21 protein-coding genes are annotated in these 23,980 nt (G+C 75.5%); 18 read left to right on the top strand and 3 right to left on the bottom strand.

Annotated elements, in window-relative coordinates:
• The first annotated feature begins 2 nt into the window (after positions 1–2).
• From ABZ457_RS22525 to ABZ457_RS22445, 17 genes are all read left to right on the top strand, one after another.
• Positions 3–1,601 carry a polyamine aminopropyltransferase gene (locus ABZ457_RS22525; protein WP_359159898.1) on the top strand — a complete coding sequence of 533 codons (1,599 nt, stop codon included), beginning with the start codon at positions 3–5 and terminating at the stop codon, positions 1,599–1,601.
• A gap of 110 nt (positions 1,602–1,711) precedes the next feature.
• Entirely contained in the window at positions 1,712–2,815 is a 1,104-nt protein-coding gene (locus ABZ457_RS22520) for an SRPBCC domain-containing protein (protein ID WP_359159896.1), read from the top strand.
• A gap of 138 nt (positions 2,816–2,953) precedes the next feature.
• Complete coding sequence (locus tag ABZ457_RS22515) at positions 2,954–3,760, top strand: aldose 1-epimerase (protein WP_359159894.1); 807 nt, start codon at positions 2,954–2,956, stop codon at positions 3,758–3,760.
• A gap of 101 nt (positions 3,761–3,861) precedes the next feature.
• On the top strand, positions 3,862–4,401 hold the full coding sequence (gene pyrE / locus ABZ457_RS22510) for an orotate phosphoribosyltransferase (RefSeq protein WP_359159892.1): 540 nt from the start codon (positions 3,862–3,864) through the stop codon (positions 4,399–4,401).
• A gap of 224 nt (positions 4,402–4,625) precedes the next feature.
• A complete protein-coding gene (gene fbaA, locus ABZ457_RS22505) occupies positions 4,626–5,648 on the top strand; it encodes a class II fructose-bisphosphate aldolase (protein ID WP_359159890.1) in 1,023 nt (340 codons plus the stop codon).
• Between the two features lie 106 nt (positions 5,649–5,754).
• Positions 5,755–6,969 carry a MalY/PatB family protein gene (locus tag ABZ457_RS22500; protein ID WP_359159888.1) on the top strand — a complete coding sequence of 405 codons (1,215 nt, stop codon included), beginning with the start codon at positions 5,755–5,757 and terminating at the stop codon, positions 6,967–6,969.
• Between the two features lie 692 nt (positions 6,970–7,661).
• Positions 7,662–9,251 (top strand): MFS transporter, encoded by a 1,590-nt coding sequence (locus ABZ457_RS22495; protein ID WP_359159920.1) that lies wholly within the window; start codon positions 7,662–7,664, stop codon positions 9,249–9,251.
• A 10-nt stretch (positions 9,252–9,261) separates the two neighbouring features.
• On the top strand, positions 9,262–9,675 hold the full coding sequence (locus ABZ457_RS22490; protein ID WP_018845917.1) for a DUF3151 domain-containing protein: 414 nt from the start codon (positions 9,262–9,264) through the stop codon (positions 9,673–9,675).
• A 253-nt stretch (positions 9,676–9,928) separates the two neighbouring features.
• A complete protein-coding gene (locus tag ABZ457_RS22485; protein ID WP_359159885.1) occupies positions 9,929–10,750 on the top strand; it encodes a tryptophan 2,3-dioxygenase family protein in 822 nt (273 codons plus the stop codon).
• A complete protein-coding gene (gene kynU, locus ABZ457_RS22480) occupies positions 10,743–11,936 on the top strand; it encodes a kynureninase (RefSeq protein ID WP_359159883.1) in 1,194 nt (397 codons plus the stop codon). The genes ABZ457_RS22485 and kynU overlap by 8 nt, the downstream gene beginning before the upstream one ends.
• Before the next feature lie 286 nt (positions 11,937–12,222).
• Entirely contained in the window at positions 12,223–12,762 is a 540-nt protein-coding gene (locus ABZ457_RS22475; protein ID WP_359159881.1) for a hypothetical protein, read from the top strand.
• Between the two features lie 77 nt (positions 12,763–12,839).
• Positions 12,840–15,236, top strand: a complete 2,397-nt coding sequence (locus tag ABZ457_RS22470; RefSeq protein WP_359159879.1) for a hypothetical protein — start codon at positions 12,840–12,842, stop codon at positions 15,234–15,236.
• 145 nt (positions 15,237–15,381) lie between these two features.
• The gene (locus tag ABZ457_RS22465; RefSeq protein WP_359159877.1) at positions 15,382–16,251 is read left to right on the top strand and encodes an alpha/beta hydrolase; all 870 of its coding nucleotides are present in this window, start codon (positions 15,382–15,384) and stop codon (positions 16,249–16,251) included.
• Between the two features lie 109 nt (positions 16,252–16,360).
• Positions 16,361–17,182: an NAD(P)H-binding protein gene (locus tag ABZ457_RS22460; protein ID WP_359159875.1), complete on the top strand. Its 822-nt coding sequence runs from the start codon at positions 16,361–16,363 to the stop codon at positions 17,180–17,182.
• A gap of 149 nt (positions 17,183–17,331) precedes the next feature.
• Positions 17,332–18,717, top strand: a complete 1,386-nt coding sequence (locus ABZ457_RS22455) for a histidine kinase (protein ID WP_359159873.1) — start codon at positions 17,332–17,334, stop codon at positions 18,715–18,717.
• Positions 18,714–19,373 (top strand): response regulator transcription factor, encoded by a 660-nt coding sequence (locus ABZ457_RS22450; protein WP_018845912.1) that lies wholly within the window; start codon positions 18,714–18,716, stop codon positions 19,371–19,373. The genes ABZ457_RS22455 and ABZ457_RS22450 overlap by 4 nt, the downstream gene beginning before the upstream one ends.
• A gap of 87 nt (positions 19,374–19,460) precedes the next feature.
• Positions 19,461–20,693 (top strand): cytochrome P450, encoded by a 1,233-nt coding sequence (locus ABZ457_RS22445; protein WP_359159871.1) that lies wholly within the window; start codon positions 19,461–19,463, stop codon positions 20,691–20,693.
• A gap of 41 nt (positions 20,694–20,734) precedes the next feature.
• Here the strand turns inward: ABZ457_RS22445 and ABZ457_RS22440 are convergent, their stop codons facing one another.
• Positions 20,735–20,902, bottom strand: coding sequence for a hypothetical protein (locus ABZ457_RS22440; protein ID WP_359159869.1), 168 nt, complete (start codon positions 20,900–20,902; stop codon positions 20,735–20,737).
• Between the two features lie 322 nt (positions 20,903–21,224).
• Here ABZ457_RS22440 and ABZ457_RS22435 point away from each other — a divergent pair, with 322 nt between their 5' ends.
• Complete coding sequence (locus ABZ457_RS22435) at positions 21,225–22,385, top strand: amidinotransferase (RefSeq protein ID WP_359159867.1); 1,161 nt, start codon at positions 21,225–21,227, stop codon at positions 22,383–22,385.
• 22 nt (positions 22,386–22,407) lie between these two features.
• On the opposite strand, the gene ABZ457_RS22430 is transcribed toward ABZ457_RS22435, so the two are convergent.
• Both ABZ457_RS22430 and ABZ457_RS22425 read right to left on the bottom strand, forming a co-directional pair.
• Positions 22,408–23,058 (bottom strand): hypothetical protein, encoded by a 651-nt coding sequence (locus tag ABZ457_RS22430; protein WP_359159865.1) that lies wholly within the window; start codon positions 23,056–23,058, stop codon positions 22,408–22,410.
• A 79-nt stretch (positions 23,059–23,137) separates the two neighbouring features.
• Positions 23,138–23,938, bottom strand: a complete 801-nt coding sequence (locus ABZ457_RS22425; RefSeq protein WP_359159863.1) for a diacylglycerol kinase — start codon at positions 23,936–23,938, stop codon at positions 23,138–23,140.
• Positions 23,939–23,980: the final 42 nt, after the last annotated feature.

Here is a 23,980-nt window from a genome sequence, read left to right as displayed (position 1 = left end):
GGGTGATCGACCAGCACCAGTCCACCCCGCGCACGGACGGGGTGCTGCTGCCCGTCAGCCCCGAAGCCGGGCGGATCCTGGTGCTGGCCGTGGTGTTCGTCTGCGCCGCCTGCGGCCTGGTCTACGAACTGGAACTCGTCGCCCTCGCCTCGTACTTGATCGGTGACTCGGTCACCCAGGCGTCCGTGGTCCTCTCCGTGATGGTCTTCGCGATGGGCGTCGGCTCGCTGCTCGCGAAGCGGCTGCGCTGCCGTGCCGCCGTCGGCTTCGGCGTCCTGGAGGCCGTCCTCGCCCTCGTCGGCGGCAGCTCGGCGATGGTCCTCTACGCGGCCTTCGCGTGGACGGGCGGCTCCCGGCTGGTACTGGTGCTGTTCTCGCTCGCCATCGGGGTGCTGATCGGCGCCGAGATACCCCTGCTGATGTCCCTGATCCAGCGGGCCTCCCGGCGGGACGCCGAGGGCACCGTCGCCGATCTCTTCGCCGCGGACTACGTGGGCGCCCTCGTCGGCGGCCTCGCCTTCCCGTTCCTGCTGCTGCCCTGGCTCGGCGAGCTGACCGGGGCGCTGGCGACCGGCGCGGTCAACGCGGTCGCCGGGGCGGTTCTCGTGCTGTGGCTCTTCCGCCGGGAGATGAGCCGCCGGTGGCGCCGCCGCCTCCTCGTCCTCAACGGGGTGGTCCTCGCCCTGCTCGCCCTCGCGGCCGCGCTCGTCGGCGACTTCGAGGAGGCCGCCCGCCGGGCCATCTACGGCGACCAGGTGCGGGTGGCGGTGCGGACCGGAGTCCAGGAGGTCGTGCTGACCGGTCACCCCGACCGGCCGCCCGACCTCTTTCTCGACGGGCGGCTCACCGTCCGAGGCGGGGACGAGCGCGGCTACCACGAGGCCCTGGTCCACCCCGCGATGAACGGCCCGCACGCCCGGGTGCTGATCCTCGGCGGCGGCGACGGCCTCGCCGCCCGGGAGGTGCTGGGCTACGGGGACGTGGAGTCCCTGACCCTCGTGGAACGGGACGCGGGCCTGATCCGGCTCGCCCGCACCGACGAGCCCCTGGCCGCGCTGAACGGCCGGGCCTACGACGACCCCCGGCTGCGCGCCGTCACGGCCGATGCGTTCTCCTGGCTGCGCGGGGCCCGCCACGGCGCCTACGACGTGATCGTCTGCGACCTGCCCGGGCCCGGGGCCGCCGCGGACCCCAAGCTCTACTCGCAGGAGTTCTACGGCCTGGCCCGCCGTGCCCTCGCGCCCGGCGGCCGGCTGGTGGTGCACGCGGGGGAGCCGGGTTCGCGGCCGGGCGTGTACTGGACCGTCGACGCGACCCTGGTGGCGGCGGGGCTCGCCACCGCGCCGTACCGGGCCCCGGCGTCCGGCGGCGGTTCCTCCGGGGCCGGTGCGCCGGGGCGGGGGGCGCCGGGCCGCGACCACGGGTTCCTGCTCGCCGGGGTGGGGCATCCGCCGGCCCTCGCCCTGGACCCGGGCGCGCCCCGGCTGAGGACCGCCCTCCCGGAGCGCCTGGCCGGATACGGGCAGGCGGCGGAGAGCACCCGGCTGACCGGGCTGCCGCCCTCCACCCTGGTGCGACCCCGGTACGCGCACCAGAGCTGACCGGGCCGCGGCGGCGGAGGCCGGGGCGGGCCGCCGTGCGGGGCACGGGCGTGCGCGCGTGCCGTGTGAAAGGCAGACGCGGCGGGTGCGGCTGAGTAGGCTCGGTTGCCATGGAGCATGAGGCGTTCGTTCCGGTGCCGGCAGAGACCCTCCGACAGGCCCTGAGGGACCCCGCCCGGGTCGCCCGGTGCGTACCGGGGCTCCAGCAGGACGCGGACGACGCGGCCCGGCCCCTCTCCGGGAGACTCAAGCTCCGCGTCGGCAACCACACCATCACCTACCGCGGGGCGCTCCATGTCGTGGAGCAGGGCCGCGCCTTCGTCGTCGAGGGCGAGGGGACGGAGGCCCGCGGCGGCGGCTCGGTGAAGGTCACGCTGACGGTCCGTCCCGAACCGACGGACGGCGGCACCACCCTGACGTTCACCGGCTCCACCCGGGCCGAGGGCCGCCTCGCCGACCTCGCGCCGGCCGCGCGGACCGCCGCCGGGCACCGGCTGCTGGACCGGTTCGCCGAGTCGCTGGCGGCGGTGGCCTTCGACGACCCCTCGGACGGGCCGGCAGACGGCCCGGCGGAGGACGGTCGCGAGGGGCCGGGGCACTCCGGCGCGGCGGCCGTGGCCCCGGAGCCCTGCGTCGACGCGGCGAGCGAGCCCGCGCCGGGCACGGGCGAGGGCGGGACGGTGGACGACGCGGATGCCGGCCCGGCCCCGGGCGAGGCGCCCGCCGCCGGGGACGCCCTCGCGGCGGAGGACACACCCGAGACCGACCCCGCCCCGGCGGACGACCGCGCCGACGCTTCCGGCCCCGGCCGGGGCTCCGTCTTCGAAGTGCCCGTGCCGCCGCCGTCCCTGGGCCCGGACACCGAGGACGCCTTCGACGACGAGTCGGACGACGACGAACCGGGGGACGACGTGGACGACGTCGTCGACCTGGACGGCTTCGACGACCTCCAGGACCTGGACGGCAGCCCGCTCGCCCCCGCCGCCCCCGCCGACCCGGCCGCCGAGGCCGCCCACGCCCGCCGCACGATGATCGGGCGGAGCGCGGAGGAGGTGGACCACGCCCCGCCGCGCGGCCGTTACGCCCCCACGCCCCCGCCCGCCGCGTCCGGCACCGGCGCCGCGCTCCGTTGGGCCGCGCCCGCCGCGGCCCTCGCCCTCGCCTCCGCCGTCGTCCTGCACCGCGTGCTGCGCCGCCGGGGCGGCGGGGTCTGAGCGCGGCCCGCCTCGGACGGACCCGCCCCGGGGCGGACCCGCCCCCGGACGGACCCGTCCCGGGGCGGACCCGAGACCGTCGGTGCCGTCGGCGCGGACCGGCCCGGCGGGCGGCCTCCGCGCGGATAGTGTCCTCGTGTGAAGAGCAGCGAACAGAGCATCCGGCTCGCCGCCGGGGACGTCGAGTTGACCGTGCATCCGGAGAACGGCTGCCGCATCGGGAGCCTGCGCATCGACGGCACCGAACTGCTGCGCCAGGGCGAGCACTACGGCACCTTCCCCATGGCCCCCTGGTGCGGACGCCTGCGGGACGGACGCTTCCGCAACGGCGCCGTCACCCATCAACTCCCGCTCAACGCGGCGCCGCACGCCATCCACGGGACCGTCCGGGACACCGCCTGGCGCACCGCGCGGGCCACGGCGGACGAGGCCGCGTTCACCTGCGAACTCGCCGAGCCCTGGCCGTACCCGGGCAAGGTCACCCAGACCTTCGCCCTCACCCCCGACTCGCTCACCGTCGCCCTGGGTGTGGAGACGGCCGAGAACTCCTTCCCCGCGCAGGCCGGCTGGCACCCGTGGTTCCTGCGGAACCTCGGCGAGGGGGAGGACGCCCGGCTGGACTTCGCGCCCGAGTGGCAGGAGGAGCGCGGCGAGGACCATCTGCCGACCGGGAAGCGGATCGAGGTCCTGCCCGGCCCCTGGGACGACTGCTTCGGCATGCCGGACGGCGTCCGCGCCACCCTCACCTGGCCGGAACGCCTGGAGCTGACGGTCACCGGTCCCGCCCGCTGGGTGGTGGTCTACGACGAGCAGCCGGAGGCGATCTGTGTGGAGCCGCAGACCGGTCCGCCGGACGGCCTGAACACGGACCCCGAGCTGGTCACCCTGATCGAGCCCCTGGAGACCTCCATGACCTGGACCTGGCGGCGGCTCGACGGCTCCTGAACCGCTCCGGTAAGGCTCATGCGCGGCGCCGGGGCCGCTCCGGTACGGCTCCTGGGCCCGCCGGGGCGGCCGCCCGCCGGGCAGCGCATAAGCTCGTGGGCATGACTGACGTTCGCGCTGAGCTGCTCCAGCAGATCAAGGACAAGGCCGTGGTGCACGGCAAGGTGACCCTCTCCTCGGGCATCGAGGCCGACTGGTACATCGATCTGCGCCGGATCACGCTCGACGGCGAGGCCGCGCCGATGGTCGGCCAGGTCATGCTGGACGCCACCGCGCACCTGGACTACGACTGCGTCGGCGGCCTCACCCTGGGCGCCGACCCGGTCGCGACCTCGATGCTGCACGCCTCCGCCGCCCGGGGGCAGCGACTGGACGCCTATGTGGTCCGCAAGGCGGGCAAGGCGCACGGTATGCAGCAGCGTATCGAGGGCACCGACGTGAAGGGCCGCCGCTGCCTGGTGGTCGAGGACGTCTCCACCACCGGCGGCTCCCCGCTGACGGCCGTGGAGGCGGTCCGCGAGGCCGGCGGCGAGGTCGTCGCGGTCGCCGTGATCGTCGAGCGCGGTGCCGCTCCGAAGATCGCCGAGGCGGGCCTCCCCTATGTCAACGCCTACTCCCTGGACGAGCTGGGACTCGGCTGAGGGGACTCGGCCGAACGGGCCGGCCGGATCGGGCCGAATCGCCTCTGACCTGGTCAGACGGCAAGGGCGGGCTGTTTCACGTGAAACAGCCCGCCCTTGGTGCATCCGGGCGCCCCGGGCGCTGTGGTGCCGGAGGGGGAGTCTGGAAAGATAGCCCCGACGATGACGTCGCCCACAGGTCAGGGCCAGCACCACCACACCCGCACATCACAAGGAGCGGACACATGCCCATCGCGACTCCCGAGGTCTACAACGAGATGCTCGACCGGGCGAAGGCAGGCAAGTTCGCCTACCCGGCCATCAACGTGACTTCGTCGCAGACCCTGCACGCCGCCCTGCGTGGCTTCGCCGAGGCCGAGAGCGACGGCATCATCCAGATCTCCACCGGCGGTGCCGAGTTCCTGGGTGGCCAGTACAGCAAGGACATGGTCACCGGCGCCGTCGCCCTGGCCGAGTACGCGCACATCGTCGCCGCCAAGTACGACATCACCGTCGCCCTGCACACCGACCACTGCCCGAAGGACAAGCTGGACGGCTATGTGCGTCCGCTGCTCGACATCTCCGCCGAGCGCGTGAAGGCCGGCCGCAACCCGCTCTTCCAGTCGCACATGTGGGACGGCTCGGCCGAGACCCTTGCCGACAACCTGGCCATCGGCCAGGAGCTGCTGGCCCAGGCCGCCGCCGCGAGGATCATCCTTGAGGTCGAGATCACCCCGACCGGTGGCGAGGAGGACGGCGTCACCCACGAGATCAACGACGAGCTGTACACCACCGTCGAGGACGCCCTGCGCACCGCCGAGGCCCTCGGCCTGGGCGAGAAGGGTCGCTACCTGCTGGCCGCCTCCTTCGGCAACGTCCACGGCGTCTACAAGCCGGGCAACGTCGTCCTCCGTCCCGAGCTGCTGAAGGACCTCCAGCAGGGTGTGGGCGAGAAGTACGGCACGGCCTCGCCGTTCGACTTCGTCTTCCACGGCGGCTCCGGCTCCACCGCCGAGGAGATCACCACCGCGCTGGAGAACGGCGTGGTGAAGATGAACCTCGACACGGACACCCAGTACGCGTTCACCCGCCCCGTCGCGGACCACATGTTCAAGCACTACGACGGTGTGCTCAAGGTGGACGGCGAGGTCGGCTCGAAGAAGACCTACGACCCGCGCACCTGGGGCAAGCTGGCCGAGGCGGGCATGGCGAAGCGCGTCAGCGAGGCGTGCGTCGCGCTGCGCTCCGCCGGTACCAAGATGAAGTAACCGGCTGTCGTACCGCGGGCCCGGCTCCCTCTCGGGGGGTGCCGGGCCCGCGGCGCGCCCGGCAGCGGCAGAACCGACAGAACCGAGGAACAGGGAGGGGAAGCGCATGGGCTCGGGGACAACGGCGTCCGGTCCGGGGGCCGGGTTCGACTTCGACGCGGTGGTGGACCGGCGGGGCACCTGGTGCGTCCAGTGGGACGGGGTGGCCGACCGGTTCGGGGTGGACGGGCTGCTGCCGTTCACCATCTCCGACATGGACTTCCCCTCGCCGCCCGCGGTGCTCGACGCGCTGCGAAGCCGGATCGACCACGGGGTGTTCGGCTACACGGACTGGCAGCACGAGGACTTCCTCTCCGCCGTCCGGGACTGGTTCGCCCGCCGCCACGGGACGCGGATCGACACCGACCGGCTGGTGTACGCGCCCTCGGTGCTCAACCAGCTCTCGCAGCTGCTGAGGATGTGGACGGAGCCGGGCGAGGGTGTGGTCGTCCACACCCCGACCTACGACGGCTTCCGCAAGGCGGTCGACGGCCTCGGGCGGGAGCTGCGCGGGGTGCCCGTGGGCGACGAGAAGGCCCTGGAGGAGCAGCTCGCCCGCCCGGACAGCAGGGTCCTGGTGCTCTGCTCGCCGCACAACCCGACCGGTCGGGTGTGGACGGAGGCCGAACTGCGCCGTACCGCGGAGCTGGCCCGGGCGCACGGTGTCGCCGTCATCAGCGACGAGATCCACTCCGACCTGGTCCACGAGGGCGGCGTCCATCTGCCCTGGACCCGGTTCGCCACGGGCCGCTGGGCGCTGATCACCTCCGCGACCAAGGCGTTCAACTTCCCCGCGCTGACCGGCTCCTATGGGCTGGTCGGGGACGCGGACGACCACGCGGAGTTCCTGCGCCGGATGCGGACGGGGGAGGGGCTCGCCTCGCCCGCGGTGCTGTCGCTCACCGCGCACATCGCCGCGTACCGGGAGGGCGGGCCGTGGCTGGACGCGCTGCGCGGCTATGTGGCGGGGAACCTGCGGCTGGTGGCGGACCGGCTGGACGCGGCCTTCCCGGAGCTGGGGTGGCGGCCGCCGGAGGCTGGCTATCTGGCCTGGATCGACCTGCGGCCCCTCGGCATCGGGACGGCCGTCCCCGAGGAGACGCTGCAACGGGAGCTGATCGACACGGAGCGGGTCGCGGTGATGCCCGGCGGGACGTACGGCTGCCCCGGCTTCGTCCGCCTCAACGTGGGCTGCCCCCGGGCCAAGGCGGAACGGGGCGTGGACGCGCTGATCAGCGCGGTGACCCGGCTCCGCGGGGGCGGCAGCGGCGGGCGCGGCTGACGCGGCGGGGCCGGCCCGGTCGTGAGGGCCCGGCCCCACCGGGCCTGATCGGCCCGGCGCCGCCCGGTCGTGAGGGCCCGGCGCCTGTGGCCTGGGCCCGGCCGGGGCCCTCGGCCGTGGGTCGTCCGCCGCTCCGCCGCTCCGCCGCGCCCCGCCGTCGGACCGTCTGCGGCTCCCGTTCCCGTCAGCGGGGCGGACGGCCGGTGGGCCCGGGCCGCCGGGTCGTCGGGTGGGCGGGCGGCTGGGATCATCGCGGTATGGCCAATCGCCGGGACGAGGAGCCGCCGGAGCCCGGCCCCGCGCCGGGCCGCGCGCCCGCCGAGCACGGCGGCCCCGCGCCGGGCGGCAGCTCCGCGCCCGCCGGGGACGCCGACCCTGACCCGCCCGCTCCGGGGGGCGCCGAGGGCGCGGACCCGCCGGGCCCCGCCCACCCCGCGCCGGGCGGGGACCCCGCGCCGGGCCGCGCGCCCGCCGAGCACGGCGGCCCCGCCGACGCCGAGCCGACCGGTCCGGCGGCGGGGGGCGCCGAGGGTGTGGACGCGCCGGGTCCCGCCCACCCCGCGCCAACCGGCCCCGCCCACCCCGCGCCGGGCGGCAGCCCCGCGCCCGCCGAGCACGGCGGCCCCGCCGGGGGCGCCGACCCCGACCCGCCCGCTCCGGGGAGCGCCGAGGGCGCGGACGCGCCGGGTCCCGTGCCGGCCGGTGCGGCGGGTGCCGCCCCGGGCCCGCCCGGGGCGGAGATCCGGCTCGCCTCGCCCGTCGGCCGGTGGGTGGTGCTGACCACCGTCCTCGGGTCCGGGATGGCGCTGCTGGACTCGACCGTCGTCAATGTCGCCCTGCCCCGGATCGGCCGGGACCTCGACGCCGAGCTGTCCGTCCTCCAGTGGACCGTCAACGCCTACATGCTCACGCTCGCCGGGCTGATCCTCCTCGGCGGCGCCCTGGGCGACCGGTACGGGCGGCGGCGGATCTTCGTCCTCGGGGTGGTCTGGTTCGCGATCGGCTCGCTGCTCTGCGGGATCGCCCCCAACGGCGAGATCCTGGTGGCCGCCCGCGCCCTCCAGGGGATCGGCGGGGCGCTGCTGACCCCGGGGTCCCTCGCGCTGATCCAGGCGAGCTTCCATCCCGACGACCGGGCCCGCGCGGTGGGCCTGTGGTCCGGGCTCGGCGGCGTCGGCGCGGCGATCGGGCCGTTCGTCGGCGGCTGGCTGGTCGACGGGCCCGGCTGGCGCTGGGTGTTCCTGCTCAATGTGCCGCTCGCCGCGATCTGCGTGCCCGTCGCCCTGCGGCACGTCCCCGAGTCGCGCGACCCGCACGCGAGCGGCCGGTTCGACGTGCTGGGCGCGGTGCTCGGGGCGCTCGCCCTGGGACTGGTGACCTACGCGCTGATCGACGCGAGCGTCTGGGCCGGGCTGGCGGGCGTCGCGGTCGCGGTGGCCTTCGTCCTCGTCGAGCACCGGCGGCCCGAGCCGATGCTGCCCCTGTCGCTGTTCCGGATCCGGCTGTTCAGCGCCGTCAACGTGGTCACCCTCTGCGTGTACGCGGCCTTCGGCGGGTTCTTCTTCCTGGTCGCGCTCCAGCTCCAGGTGGTGTCCGGCTACTCGGCCCTCGGCGCGGGCACCGCCCTGCTGCCCACCACGGTCCTGATGCTGCTGCTCTCCGCCCGCTCCGGTGAGCTGGGCGAGCGGATCGGGCCGCGCATCCCGCTCACCGTGGGGCCCCTGCTCTGCGCGGCCGGGATGATGCTGATGCTGCGGGTCGGCGAGGACGCCTCCTATCTCCGGGACGTGCTGCCCGCGCTGCTGGTCATGGGCCTCGGCATGGTCACCCTGGTCGCGCCGCTCACGGCCACCGTCCTCGCCTCGGTGGACACGGCGCGCGCCGGGATCGCCAGCGGGATCAACAACGCGGCCGCCCGCGCGGCGGGCCTGGTCGCGGTGGCGGCCCTGCCGCTCCTCGCGGGCATGGGACCGGAGGCGTACCGCTCGGCGGAGGAGTTCGGGGAGACCTTCCGGCGGGCCATCCCGATCTGCGCCGGGGTCCTGGTCGCCGGGGCGCTGATCGCCTGGGCCACGGTCCGGCGGCCCGCGCCCGTCGCGCCGGAGGCCGACCGCTGCCACCCCGAGTGCCGGATCAACTGCGGTGTGGTGTCCCCGCCGCTGGAGCCCGCCGTCCCGGAGCCCGCGGGGGAGCGCGCGGCCGGCGGGCGGGCCGGCGGCGGCCGGGACGACGGGCCGCCCGGGGCGCCGCCCGGACGGGACACCGGCCGCGGTGACCTGTGACACTGAGGGCATGTCCATCCACGAGAACCTGCTCGGGGGCCCGCCCCCGACCCGTCTGCCCGACGAGCCCGAGCCGCGCGAGCTCCTCGCGAGCGGCACCTCCCCCGCCGATGTGGCGGCCAAGTACCCCACCAGCTCGCTCGCCTGGGCCCGGCTCGCCGACGACGCCTTCGAGAACGGCAGCGTCGTCGAGTCCTACGCGTACGCCCGCACCGGCTACCACCGGGGCCTGGACGTGCTGCGCCGCAACGGCTGGAAGGGCCACGGGCCCGTGCCGTGGGAGCACGAGCCCAACCGGGGCTTCCTGCGCGCCCTGCACGCCCTCGCCCGCGCCGCGCAGGCGATCGGCGAGCAGGCCGAGTACGAGCGCTGCACCACCTTCCTGCGGGAGTCGTCGGAGACGGCGGCCGACACCCTCGGCTGAGCGCTCAGGGCTCAGCGCTGAGCGCGGCGAGAGCCGAGCGCAGCGAGGGCGCTGCGGCCGAGCGGCAGGGACACGGGCCCGCGCCCCTTCGGGGGAGCGGGCCCGTCGCGCGCCCGCGCGGACGGGGCGGAAAAGGGGAGCGCATCTCACCCGTCCGCGCGCCGGAACCTCGCTTTATGATGCCGGTGGGGACCGGGGCCCACACCGGATCAGGAAGGGGCGGACCGCTACCCGGATCGTCGAGGAGACAGCGATGTCACATGACGCCGCCCCGAACCTGGATTTCGCGGGCACCACTCCCTACGAGGACTACGTGCAGGCGGACGTCCTCACCCACCTCCAGCACCCCCTCTCGGACGACCCGGGGGAGATGGTGTTCCTGGTGACCACCCAGGTCATGGAGCTGTGGTTCACCGTGATCGTCCACGAGTGGGAGACCGCCGCGCGCGCCCTGCGCGAGGACGACCTCCCCGTCGCCCGGGACGCCCTCAAGCGCTCGGTGCGCGAGCTGGAGGCGCTGAACGCCTCCTGGCGGCCGCTGGCCAATCTGACCCCCGCGCAGTTCAACTCCTACCGCAGCGCCCTCGGCGAGGGCTCCGGCTTCCAGTCGGCCATGTACCGGCGGATGGAGTTCCTGCTCGGTGACAAGTCGGCGTCCATGCTGGTCCCGCACCGGGGCGCGCCCCGGGTCCACGCGGAGCTGGAGAAGGCCCTCCACGAGCCGAGCCTCTACGACGAGGTGCTGCGGCTGCTGGCCCGGCGCGGCCATGACGTCCCGGCCGGGGTGCTGGAGCGCGATCTGTCGCAGAAGTACGAACCCTCGCCCGAGGTCGAGCGGGTCTGGGCCGAGCTGTACGGCGCCGAGGAGCAGGACACCGACCTGATGCGCCTGGCCGAGGCCCTGACCGACGTCGGCGAGCTGGTGTGGCGCTGGCGCAACGACCACCTGGTGGCGACCCGGCGGGCGATGGGCTCCAAGGTCGGCACCGGCGGCTCCGCCGGGGTCGCCTGGCTGGAGAAGCGCGCCCGCAAGAACGTCTTCCCCGAGCTGTGGACGGCCCGCAGCCATGTCTGAGTCCCTGGCCGGAAAGGCCGCGGCGCTCGACGCCGCAGACGAACTGGCCGGTGCGCGGAAGCTGTTCGCGCTGGACGACACCGTCTACCTGGACGGCAACTCCCTCGGCGCGCTGCCCGCGCACGTCCCCGACCGGGTCGCCGACGTGGTGCGCCGCCAGTGGGGCGAGCTGCGGATCCGGTCCTGGACCGAGGGCGACTGGTGGACCGCGCCCGAGCGGATCGGCGACCGGATAGCCCCGCTGGTCGGCGCCGCCCCCGGGCAGGTGGTCGTGGGCGACTCCACCAGCGTGAACGTCTTCAAGGCGGTCGTCGGGGCGGTGCGCCTGGTGGACGACCCGGCGCGTACGGACGTGCTGGTGGACGCGACGACCTTCCCCACGGACGGGTACATCGCCGAGTCCGCCGCGCGGATGACGGGCCGGCGGATCGTCCCGGTCGACCCGGCCGAGCTGCCCGCCGCGCTCGGCCCGGCCACGGCCGTGGCCCTGGTCAACCACGTCGACTACCGCTCGGGCCGGCTGCACGACCTGCCCGGCCTCACGGCGGCGGTCCACGCGGCGGGCGCCCTCGCCGTCTGGGACCTGTGCCACAGCGCGGGCGCGCTGCCGGTCGGGCTGGACGCGCACGGGGTCGACCTGGCGGTCGGCTGCACGTACAAGTACCTCAACGGCGGCCCCGGCTCGCCCGCGTACCTCTATGTCGCCCGCCGCCACCAGGACGCCTTCGACTCGCCGCTGCCGGGCTGGACCTCGCACGAGGACCCGTTCGCCATGACCCCCGCGTACGCGCCCGCGCCAGGTGCCGTGCGCGGCCGGGTCGGGACGCCGGACATCCTGTCGATGCTGGCGCTGGAGGCGGCGCTCGACGTCTGGGACGGCGTGCCGATCGAGGCGGTCCGGGCGAAGAGCCTGGCGCTGACGGACTTCTTCCTGGAGTGCGTCGCCGCCTACGTCCCCGAGGGCCGGGTCACCTCGCTGACGCCCGCCGCCCACCCGGAGCGCGGCAGCCAGGTGGCGCTGGCCTGCGCGGACGCGCCCCGGGTGATGGACGAGCTGATCGCCCGCGGGGTGGTCGGCGATCTGCGCCGCCCGGACGTGCTGCGCTTCGGCTTCACCCCGCTGTACGTGGGCTTCGCGGACGCGGAGCGCGCGGCGCGGGTGCTGGCGGAGGTGCTGGCGGGCTGATCCCGCGCCGGTCGCGGTGAACACGCGGGAGCCGCCCCGGGGTCCGTCAGGGACTCCGGGGCGGCTCCTTCGCGTCCGGGTCACGGAGCGTCAGCAGGACGCGGCCCGGGGAAGGTTGGGCGTTCAGGGGTTTGTTGACAGAGGAATCAATCTCGACTTAGGTATGCCTTACCTAAGTGCCGCGGGGCTCGCGCGTGCCGGCCGCCGGCCCCCGCGGTGCTGGGGAACAGGGCCCGACGGCCCGCCTTCCGGCACCATCCGACCCCGAGAAAGGCCCCTGTCCGTCATGAGAGCGCTCCCCTCCGCCCGTACCGCCGCCCGCGCGGCCCTCGCCGTCGCCGCCTCCGCCGCGCTGACCGTGGGCCTGGCCGGCTCGGCCTCCGCCGCCACCTCGACCCGCACGGTCACCGACGGCGGCACCACCTACAACCTCTCGCTGACCGGCCCCGACACGGCCGCCGCGGCGGGCCAGGTGGTCACCGTCACGGGCTCCGGCTACAACCCGGGCCAGGGCATCTACGTCGGCCTCTGCGTCGTCGACGGGGCCCCGGGCGCGAACAAGCCCACCCCCTGTCTCGGCGGCCAGGACGAGTCCGGCACCACCGGCGCCTCCCACTGGGTGTCCAACCTGGGCGGCGGCACCCTGCCCAACACCTCTGTCTTCGGGCCCGGCGGCTCCTTCAGCGTCCAGATCTTCGTGAAGGCCGAGCTGTCCGGCGGCCAGGTCTGCGGCGAGGACGTCACCTGCGCCGTGGTCACCCGCGCCGACCACATGGACACCAACGACCGCAGGTACGACGTCCACGTCCCGATCGCCTTCCAGTAACCGCCCGACCGGCCGGGCCCCGACGCACCGGGGCCCGGCCCCGGCATGCCCGGTCCACCCGACAGTGAGGTACCTCCATGGCAGACGCGACGCCCGCCGGCCCCGCGCCCGGCCGCACCCGCACCACTCTCCGTCCGGGGGCGGCGGCCCGCCGGGGCGCGGGCGTCCTGCTCGTCGCCGCGGCCGCGCTGGTGGCCGGGTCCGCGGTCCTCGGCCCCCTCCCGGCCTCGGCCGCCGACACCCCGGGGACCGGACTCGGCGGGGAGGGCCAGAGACTCACCGTCTCCGCCTCCGCCGGCCTGGACCCGGACGGCGAGACGATCCGCGTCAGCGGCGAGGGGTACGACGAGACCAAGGGCGTCTACGTCGCCTTCTGCAAGGACAACGGTCCGGGCCGGGTGCCCACGCCCTGCCTCGGCGGGGCGGACATGACCGGCGGGGGCGGCTCGAAGTGGATCGTCCCGCGCGGCGACAGCTACGAGGGCGAACTCGCCACCGCCTACGGCACCGGCGGCACCTTCGACGTCGGACTCCGCGTCGCCGCCCGGAGCGAGGGCCTCGACTGCACCCGGACCGCCTGCGCGGTCGTGACCCGCGTCGACCACCGCGGGGCGGGCGACCGGTCCCAGGACGTCCGGGTGCCCGTCGCCTTCCGCGGCCAGGACCCGGGTGGCGGCGGTGAGGGCGTGGACGTGCCGCCCGGCACCGTCGACCACCACCCCGCCGCGGTCTTCACCACCGCCGGGAAGCCGCTGGACCTGCTGGTGCACCCGGACTCCGGCACGCTGTACGCGGGCTCCGACAACCTCCCCGACACCGCCGACGTCAACGAGCAGGGCCTCTACGCCCTCGACCCGGCGAGCGGGGCCGTCCTCGCCCACATCGCCCAGGCGCCGGGCTCCACGGGCGCGTTGGCCGGACGCCGGGTCTCGGAACTCGTCCGTCCGCTGCCCGGCGACGGCGTGGTCTTCCACTACCCGCTGCGCGGCATCGGCCAGGCGCGCCCCGGCGACACGGCCGCGAGCGGCGTCTGGCTCGCCGGGGCCACGGTCACCGGCACCGGGCCGGGCACCGAGGCGGGCACGGTGCTCGTCGCCCAGGGCGGCGCGCTCTCCGAGGTCGAGACCGCGACGGGCGCGGTCCGGCGCACCGTGACGCTCGACGGGGGCAGTCTGCTCGCCGTGGACCCGGCCCGGTCGGCCGCCTGGTCCGCCGGGCAGGCGGGCGGCCGGCTCCAGCGGGTGGACACCGGCTCGTTCACCGTGACCGCCACGGCCGGGCTCCCCGACGACTTCACCGGGTTCGTCGAGACGGACCCCGCCACCGGCAACGCGTGGGTGGGCAGCGGGAATTCGGTGCTCGTCTACGGCCGGGACGCGAGGCTGCTGACGACCATCGAGGGCTCCGACGAGGCGGCGGCTGCCGCGTTCGACGCGGAGTCCGGGCAGGCGTACGTGGTCTGGCAGGACAGCGGCGACACCGGTGCGGGCGGGGACAACGACGGTTCGCTCGCGGTCTACGACACCGCGAGCCACGAGGAGACGGCCCTGCCGACCGCCCTGCCCGGCAACCACTCCCAGGTGGGCGGCGCGGCGGTGGCGGTGACCCCGGGCGGCGGCACGGTGTACGTCACCAGCCCGGCCGAGGGGACCGTGACCAGGCTGGAGCGTCGCGTCTCGCCCCGGGTGGTCCGCGCCCCGGCGGACACGACCGTGAAGCCGGGCGACGAGGTCACCCTCGACGCGGCGGCCGAGGGCACGCCGGAGCCTTCCGTGGCCTGGCAGTCGAGCACGGATGGGGGCGGGACGTGGGCCCCGGTCGAGGGGGCGACGGGCCCGGCGCTCACGTTCACGCCCGAGGCGGCGCAGGACGGGAACCGCTACCGCGCGGTGTTCACCAACCCGGCGGGGACGACCCGCACGGCACCGGTGACCTTGACGGTCACCGCGCCGCCCGGCACGGACGGCGGCGCCGACGGTGGTGCGGACGGTGGTGCGGACGGGGGCACGGTCGCCGGTGCCGACGGGGGCGCGTCCGGCGGCACGGACGCCGGAGCCGACGGGGGCACGAGCGCGGGCACCGACGGCGGTGCCGACGGCGGTGCGTCCGGCGGCACGGACGCGGGCGGTACGGCGGCCGGCGCGGACGGCGGCACGAACTCGGGTGCCGACGGCGGCACCACGGCGGCCGGCGCTTCCGGCGGTTCGGCCGACGGCGCTGCCGGTGGTACCCCCGGTGGCACGGAAGGTGGCACGGACGGCGGCACGGACGGCGGGGCCACCGGCTCCGGGACCGGCGGTGTGGTCGGCGGCTCCACCGCCGGGTCCGTGGGCGGCGGCGGTGGCGGTGCCGCCACCGGCAGCCTCGCCGCCACCGGCACCACCGTCCTCTCCGTCGCCGCCGGCGCGGCCCTGCTCGCGGGCACCGGCTGGCTCGCCGTCCGCCACGCCCGCCGGGGCCGCCGCGCTGTGTGACCCGCGGCGGCCGCGCGCCCCGGCCACCCGGTCGCGGCGGCCCGGACGTCACCGTCCGGGCCGCCGCGTACCGCCCCCGCCGTGCTGGTAGCGTCCCGGCTGGCCAGGTCGAATTCGCACGCACCGCGGGACTGTTGGAGCGCACATGCCGGACCCCGTCGCCCGGGACGCCGCCGAGGAAGAGTCGGCGTTCTCCCACCCTCCCGTCGAGCCCGACGCCTCCCTTCCCTACGGCGACCACCCCGATCAGCTCGTCGACTTCTACGCGCCGCGCGGCGGGCACGCGAGCGTCCCCCTGGTCGTCCTGCTGCACGGCGGGGCGTGGCGGGCGCCGTACGACCGGCGGCATGTCACCCCGTTCGCGGACTTCCTCGCCCGCCGGGGACTCGCCGTGGCGAACGTCGAGTACCGGCGGGGACGGGAGATCCCCGGTCAGCGCGGGTCGGGCCCCGTCGCCGGGCGCTGGCCCGACACCTTCGACGACGTGGCCGCCGCCCTCGACGCCCTGCCCGAACTGGCCGCGAAGGCACTGCCCCGGGCGGACCCCCGGCGCACGGTCGTCACCGGGCACTCCGCCGGCGGCCACCTCGCGCTCTGGGCGGCGGCCCGGCACGTCCTGCCCGCCGGTTCGCCCTGGCGGCTGCCCGCCCCGCCCGCGCTGCGCGGGGTGGTCGCCCTCGCGCCGATCGCGGACTTCGCCACCGCCGCCGGGCTCGATGTCTGCGGCGGCGCGGTCGGCCAGCTCCTCGGCCCGGAGGAGGAGTACGAGGCGCGCGCCGCGCACACCGACCCCGCCCTGCTGCTGCCGACCGGCATCGCGACCGTGGTCGTCCAGGGACGGAGCGACATCGTGGTGCCGCAGGCCGTGAGCGAGGCGTTCGTCGACGCGGCGGCCCGGGCGGGCGAGACGGTCGGCTGGACGCTGCTGGAGGAGGTCGGCCACTTCCCGCTGATCGACCCGGCGGCCGACGCCTGCGCGGTCGTGGCCGAGGAGATCGCCCAGCTCGCCTGGTGACACCCGGCTCGCCCGGTGACACCCGGCCCTTCCCGCGCCGGGAACGGCACCGCGTGGCCCGGTGAGTTGCGGACGGAAACCGTCCGCAAGCCCCTCTACGGTCGGTCGCATGACCTATCTCGTGACCGGAGCCACCGGAACCGTCGGCCGCCATGTCGTCGCCGCCCTGCTGGAGGGCGGCCACCCCGTCCGTGCCCTCACCCGCGACCCCGAGGCGGCCGAGTTCCCCGCCGGGATCGAGGTCGTGCGCGGCGACCTCACCGACCCGGAGACCCTGGCCGGGGCGCTCGACGGCGTGACCGGTCTCCATCTGATCACCTTCGCCGGGCCGTACTTCGCCCCGCTGGAGACCGGCCCCCGCATCCTGGAGCAGGCCCGGGCCGCCGGCGTCCGCCGGATCACCGTGCTGCACGGCGGCGGGCCGACCCCGCTGGAGGACGCGGTGCGCGCCGGGGACGTGCCGTGGACGGTGGTGATGCCCGTCGAGTTCATGGCGAACGCCCTGGAGTGGGCCGACTCCGTGCGCACCGCCGACGAGGTGCGCGAGCCGTTCACCGGCCGGCTCAGCGCCATGGTCCACGAGGCCGACATCGGCGCGGTGATCGCCGTGGCCCTCACCGAGGACGGCCACGGCGGCCGCGAGTACGTGGTCACCGGCCCCGAGGCGCTGACCGTCGCGGAGAAGACGGAGGCCATCGCGGACGCCCGGGGGCGGGCGGTCCGGCTGGTGGAGCTGACCGAGGAGGAGGCGCTGGCTCGGTGGCGGGCCGCCGGGATGCCGGAGGAGACCGTCGCCTTCCTGCTGGAGGTGTACCGGGACACCCCGGCCGTGGGCCGGACCGTCGTGGACACCGTGCGGGAGGTGACCGGCCGTCCGGCCCGCCGGTTCGCGGAGTGGGCGAAGGAGCACGCGGACGCGTTCCGCGCCTGACGCGGCCGGGGCGGGACCGGTCGGACCGGGCCCGCCCCCGGACCCCGCCCCCCGGAAACCCGCGTCGACCAGGTCATCCTCAAGGCGGATGCCCCAGGATCCGCAGCGATGCTGACGACCCCCGCCGCCGGGCCGCTTACCTTCGATACGTGACCGAGAAGACTCGCAGCCCCGAGTACCGCCTCGCCGAGGGCGCGCTCAGCGGCCTCCGCCAGGACCTGTTCCGCGACGCGTTCGCCTACCGACCCCTGCCTCCCCTGAGTACGGACGGCGCGCTGCTGCGCCGGCTGCCCGGCGGCCGGATACGTGACGCGGCGCGCTGGCTGCCGCACGCGACCGTGCTCTTCCTGGCCTTCTGGACCTTCCTGATCGCGGTGGCGTCCACGCCGGTCAACGCCCCCGACCTGGTGATCAGCCTGGTCCCGGCGGGGGCCGTGGTCATGACCCTGATCCGGCCGGTCGGCGCCTGGTGGGTCTCGCTGCTCAGCTCGCCCTTCGTGAGCGTGCTCACCGGCAGCTACAGCGAGTGGCCGTGGTCGCCCGCCGGCTTCCTGTCCCATCTGACGGTGATGACCGTGGTCGCCCTGCGCACAGGCCCCCGCGCCGCGGGCTGGATGTGGGCGCTGACCGCCGCGTACTCGGTCTTCGCCGACGTCGTCTTCAGCCGCGGCGACTACGGTTCGGTGGCCGCGCCGATGCTGTTCATCTCCGCGGTGGTCCTGCTGACCGTGAGCATGTTCCTGATCCGGCGCAACGCCGACCAGGAGGTGGCCGCCCAGCAGACCGTCACCGCCGTCGAGCGCGACCGGCGGACCCTGCTGGAGGAGCGCACCACAATCGCCCGTGAGCTGCACGATGTGGTGGCGCACCATATGTCGGTCGTCGCCATCCAGGCCGAGGCCGCGCCCTACCGGGTGGAGAACCCGCCCGAGGAGCTGGAGAAGGCGTTCGCGACGATCCGGGAGAACGCGGTCGCCGCGCTGACCGAGCTGCGGCGCATCCTCGGGGTGGTCCGGGCCGAGGACTACCAGGCCCCCGACGCGCCCCAGCCGATGCTGAGCGATCTCGACAACCTGCTGGCCAACGTCCGCGAGGCGGGTCTGGAGACCGAGAAGACGATCACCGGCGCGGTCCGCGAGCTGCCCTCGGGCGTGGAGCTCTCCGCGTACCGGATCATCCAGGAGGCGCTGAGCAACGCGCTGCGGCACGCCCCCGGCGCCACGGCGAAGATCGAGATCTCCTATGTCCTCGGCGGGCTGGGCCTGCGGATCGTGAACACCGCCCCGCAGGGCCTGGTGAAGCCCGCCCGTCGCCCGACCACCGCCCCTCACGGAGGGCTGCGCCCGCACCTGAGCATCGGAGCCGGCCACGGCATCACCGGCATGCGGGAGCGTGTCACCATGCTCAGCGGTGAGATGACCGCCGAACCGACCGCCGAGGGCGGCTACGAGGTGACCGCGTTCATCCCCGTCGCCGCCGACCGGGCCGCCGGGCCCGCCGGTGGCACGTCCCAGCCGGCCGAGGAGACCCGATGAGCATTCGCGTCATGATCGTCGACGACCAGGCCATGGTCCGCGAGGGCTTCTCGGTCCTGCTGGGCGCGATGCCGGACATCGAGGTCGTCGGCGAGGCCGTCAACGGCCGCGAGGCGGTCGCCAAGGTCGCCGAACTCGCCCCGGACGTGGTCCTGATGGACATCCGGATGCCGGAGCTGAACGGCATCGACGCCACCCGGGAGATCGTCGCCGCCGACACCGGCGCGAAGGTGCTGGTCCTGACCACCTTCGACCTCGACGAGTACGTGTACCAGGCACTGCGCGCCGGGGCCTCGGGCTTCCTGCTGAAGGACGCCTCCGCGCGGCAGCTGGCCGACGGGGTGCGGGTGGTCGCGGACGGCGAGGCGCTGCTCGCGCCGACGGTCACCCGCCGGCTGATCACCGAGTTCTCCAAGCTGGCCGAGAACCCCCGCCCGGCGGCGATGACGCAGGTCGGGGATCTGACCGAGCGTGAGACGGAGGTCCTGGTGCTGATCGCGCAGGGCCTGTCGAACGCGGAGATCGCCTCCCATCTGGTGGTCGCCGAGTCCACGATCAAGACGCATGTCAGCCGGGTCCTGGTGAAGCTGGGGCTGCGGGACCGGACCCAGGCGGCGGTCTTCGCGTACGAGGCGCGGCTGGTCACCCCCGCCTGACGCGACGGAGTGCGAGGGTCCTCCGGGCCGGTCCCGGGGCGGGTCCGGGGCTGGTCAGGGGGACGGGCGCGGGGCTAGCGTCCGGTCATGGAAGACCTCGCTCCCGACAGCCCCGTGGACCGGCTCTTCCGCCCGCAGGACCCGGCCTTCGCCGCCGACCCGTACCCGGCCTTCGCCGCGCTGCGGGAGCGCGGCCGGGTCCACTGGTACGAGCCGACCCGGCAGTACCTCGTCCCGCACCACGCCGACGTCTCGGCGCTGCTGCGGGACCGGCGGCTCGGGCGGACCTACCTCCACCGCTTCGGTCACGAGGACTTCGGCCGCACGGCCCCGCCCGCCGCGCACGAGCCCTTCCACACCCTCAACGACCACGGGCTGCTCGACCTGGAGGCGCCGGACCACACCCGTATCCGGCGGCTGGTCACCAAGGCGTTCACCCCGGGGACCGTGCGCGAGCTGGAGCCGGTGGTCCGACGGCTGGCGGCCGAGCTGGTCGCCGCACTGGTGAAGGCCGGCGGCGGGGACCTGGTGGCCGAGGTGGCCGAGCCCCTGCCGGTCGCCGTGATCGCGGAGATGCTGGGCGTCCCGGAGTCCGACCGGCCCCTGCTGCGGCCCTGGTCGGCCGACATCTGCGGGATGTACGAGCTGAACCCGTCGCAGGAGACGGCGGCGCGGGCGGTCCGGGCGTCCACCGAGTTCAGCGCCTATCTGCGCGAGCTGATCGCCCGCCGTCGCGACGACCCCGGCGATGACCTGGTCTCGGCCCTGATCGCCGCGCACGACGAGGGCGACCGCCTCAGCGAGCAGGAGATGGTCTCCACCTGCGCCCTGCTGCTGAACGCGGGCCACGAGGCGACCGTCAACACCACCGCCAACGGCTGGTGGACCCTCTTCCGCCACCCGGACCGGCTCGCCGCCCTGCGCGCCGACCACTCCCTGCTGCCCACGGCCGTGGAGGAGCTGATGCGCTTCGACACCCCGCTCCAGCTCTTTGAACGCTGGGTCCTCGATGACATCGAGATCGACGGGACGGTGATTCCGCGCGGCTCCGAACTCGCCCTCCTCTTCGGCTCGGCCAACCGCGACGGCGCCCGCTTCGAGCGCCCCGACGAGCTGGACCTCGCCCGCGCCGACAACCCGCACATCAGCTTCGGCGCGGGCATCCACTACTGTCTGGGCGCCCCGCTCGCCCGCGTCGAACTGGGCGCCTCCTTCGGTGAGTTGCTGCGGGAGGCGCCGGGGATGCGGCTGGTCGCGGAACCGGAGTGGAAGCCCGGGTTCGTGATCCGGGGTGTGCGGGAGCTGTGCGTGGAGCTGTGAGGCCGGGTGCGGCCCGACCCCCGTGCGGGCCGCCCGGGGTGTCACGTCCGGAGGTCCCGCCGGCGCAGCCCGCGGTCCCGCCGGCGCCCGGCGAGCCCCGCCGCGACCAGCGCGCCCGCCAGGAGCAGCAGCGCGCCCGCGCCCGTCCACGAGGGGTCGGCCGCGCCCGGGAGCTGCGGGAGGTGGGCGAACGGGGAGAGGTCCAGCACCGCGTCCGGGAGGTCCAGGCCGGGCCGATCCAGCCGATCGCCAGGACCGCGCCCGCCACGCCCCAGGCGGCCGGGGCGGCCGGGGCGGCGCGCGGGACCGCGCCGTGCAGCAGGACCGCGAGTGAGATGCTGGTGCGCTGGCGGGCGCTGCGGGCGGTACGGATGGCGCCGGGGGCACGGGGGTGCAGGGGCCCGGCCCCGACGCCTGAAAAGCGGAGAAGCATATGGTTCGCCCGCTTTAAAGGGATTTCAACGGGTACGCAATGTTCGGGTAAAGGTTGCACCCGGGGCACGCGCCCCACCCGAGCGGAAGGCGTCCACCATGGCCGTCCTACCCGACACGGAAACGGACCCCGGTCCCCGCCCGGACACCGACGACACCCGCGCGACGGCCGCCGCCGAGCCGTCCACCGCCCCGGTCGGCTCGCACAACGAGTGGGACCCGCTGGAGGAGGTCGTCGTCGGGCGGCTCGACGGCGCGACGATCCCCTCCCGGCACCCCGTCGTGGCCTGCAACATGCCGCCCTGGGCGGCCCGCCTCCAGGGCATGGCCGCGGGCTTCGCCTATCCGGGCCGGCTGGTCGAACCGGCGCAGGAGGAACTCGACGGCTTCATCGCCCTGCTGCGCTCACTCGATGTCACGGTCGTCCGCCCGGACGCCGTCGACCACGGCCGGCGCTTCGCCACCCCCGACTGGTCCTCGCGCGGCTTCTGCAACACCTGCCCGCGCGACAGCCTGCTGGTGATCGGTGACGAGATCATCGAGACGCCGATGGCCTGGCCCTGCCGGTACTTCGAGACCCACTCCTACCGGCGGCTGCTCAAGGACTGGTTCCGGCGCGGCGCGCGCTGGACGGCCGCGCCGAGGCCGCAGCTCACCGAGGAGCTCTTCGAGCCGGACTTCCGTCCCGCCGGGGAGGGCGAGCCCGTCCGCCGCATCCTCACCGAGTTCGAGCCGGTCTTCGACGCGGCGGACTTCGTCCGGGCCGGCCGGGACCTCTTCGTCACCCGCAGCAATGTCACCAACCGCTCGGGCATCGACTGGCTGCGCCGCCACCTCGGCCCCGGCTACCACGTCCACGAGATCGAGAGCCGCTGCCCCGCGCCGATGCACATCGACACGACCTTCGTCCCCCTCGCACCGGGCCGGGCACTGATCAACCCGGAGTACGTGGACCCCGACCGGCTGCCCGCCGTCCTGGACTCCTGGGAGATCCTGGTCGCCCCGGAGCCCGACCCGATCGACGAGCGCCTGCTGGGGATCACCTCGATGTGCGGCAAGTGGCTCAGCATGAACGTCCTGATGATCGACGAGACCCGGGTGATCGCCGAACGCCACCACACGGGCATGCTCCGCGCCCTCGAACAGTGGGGCTTCGAGCCGATCCCGTGCGACCTCCTCCACTACGCGCCGTTCGGCGGCTCCTTCCACTGCGCGACGCTGGACGTCCGGCGGCGGGGGGCGTTGGAGTCCTCCGTCTGACCCGGCCACGGCGGCGGGCGTTTCACGGCGCGGGCACCGGCATGCCCCGGGCCTCCGCGACCCGTGCGTACCGCAGCCGCTCCCGGCGCCCACGGACCGGGCGGGCCCAGATCAGCGACCCGCCGCCGGGCGGGGCCAGAACGCCCCCGCGCCGGGCGTCGCCGCACCACCACAGCACCCCGGCGGGGCCCGGGTCGGCCACGGGGTAGCGCTGCTGGAGCGCCACCACCCGCAGCGGCAGCAGCTCGCCGGTGACGGGGTCGGCGAGCACGACCCCGGCGGCCTGCAGGCCCTGCGGCACGGCCCGGGCGGCGCACGCACGCCAGGGTCCGGCACCGAGCGCGGCCGCCATCCGCCGGGCGACGGCGAGCGAGCCGAGCCCGATGGCACACGCCATCAGGGAGAACGTGATGACCGGGGCCATGAGCTGCCCGACGGGCTCCGCGACCCCGGCCGCCATCGCCGCCGCCACGGCCACGGCGACCAGCGCGCCGCCGAGCACCAGCCGCCCGGCCCGGCGACGGTAGGCCCGCAGTGCCCCGGCGGTCCGGGGGTCGGCCGGCGCGGGGGCCGGGACGGGTGCGTGCGCGAAGCCCCGGTCCGCGGTGGGCGCCCCGTCCGCGCCGCTCGGTCCACTGCCCGCCGCGACCGCTCTGCCCGGTTCACCGTTCACGGCGCCCCACCCCTGTCCGCCCTTGATCTGCCGGGAACCCTAGACCCCCTAGCCCCTCCCGCGCGGCGTCCCCGCCCGGTCAGGTGACCGGCAGGGTGAGCCCCCACGCCCCCGGACGCAGGGTCCAGGTGCGGGTGCGGACCGGGCCGGTGACATGCGCGTCGGCCCGGTAGCGGAAGTCCGGGCCGGAGACGGTGACCGTGAGCGCGTCGGCGCGGACCGGGTCCGGGTCGGAGGCCCGGCGGACGACGACCTCGGCGCGGCCGTCCCGGCCCGCCCGGACGGACACCGCGTCCACCGGCTCGTCCAGGTCCGCGAGCAGGACGCCGTCCGCCTCCACGCGCAGGCGCTGCGGCCGGGGCGGGGCGGGGGCCGGCGGGGCCGGGCGGACCAGGGTGCGCACCAGGGAGCGGGCCGCGTTCCACACCGACGCCTCGGCCCGGGCGGCGGAGCGCAGGGCGGGGATGGTCAGCCCGCCGAGGACGACGCCGTCCGACTCGTCGACGAGCAGATCGAGCCGGCGGACCGCCCCGTCGAGGACCGCGCGGGCCGCGGCGACCGCGCCCGCCGGGACGCCCAGCGACTGCGCGAGCTGCACGGACGCCCCGACCGGGACGACGGCCAGCGCGCCGTCCCCGAGCCAGCGGTCGCGGTGCAGCAGGGCGACCGCGCGCAGCAGGGCCCGGTCGTCGCCGACCACGACCGGCCGCCTCGGCCCGCGCCGGGCGAGTGCGCGGGCGAACTCCTCGGGTCCCTCGGGAAGACAGATTTTCGCCTCCGACCCACCGCACAGCACATCCTTCGCGATACGCACGGATTCGCCGTCCGTTCGGCGGGCGACCGGGTCGATGACCACCAGTAGCTGGTCGTGAGCCGACACCTCGGTCCTTCCTCGGGTAGCATCTTTGTGCAAGAGCCCCTT

The organism is Streptomyces sp. NPDC005805 (assembly GCF_040630445.1).
In the GTDB taxonomy this organism is placed as follows: domain Bacteria; phylum Actinomycetota; class Actinomycetes; order Streptomycetales; family Streptomycetaceae; genus Streptomyces.
Note: the sequence above shows the minus strand (reverse complement) of the source record. Positions and strands in the feature narration are given on the sequence as shown.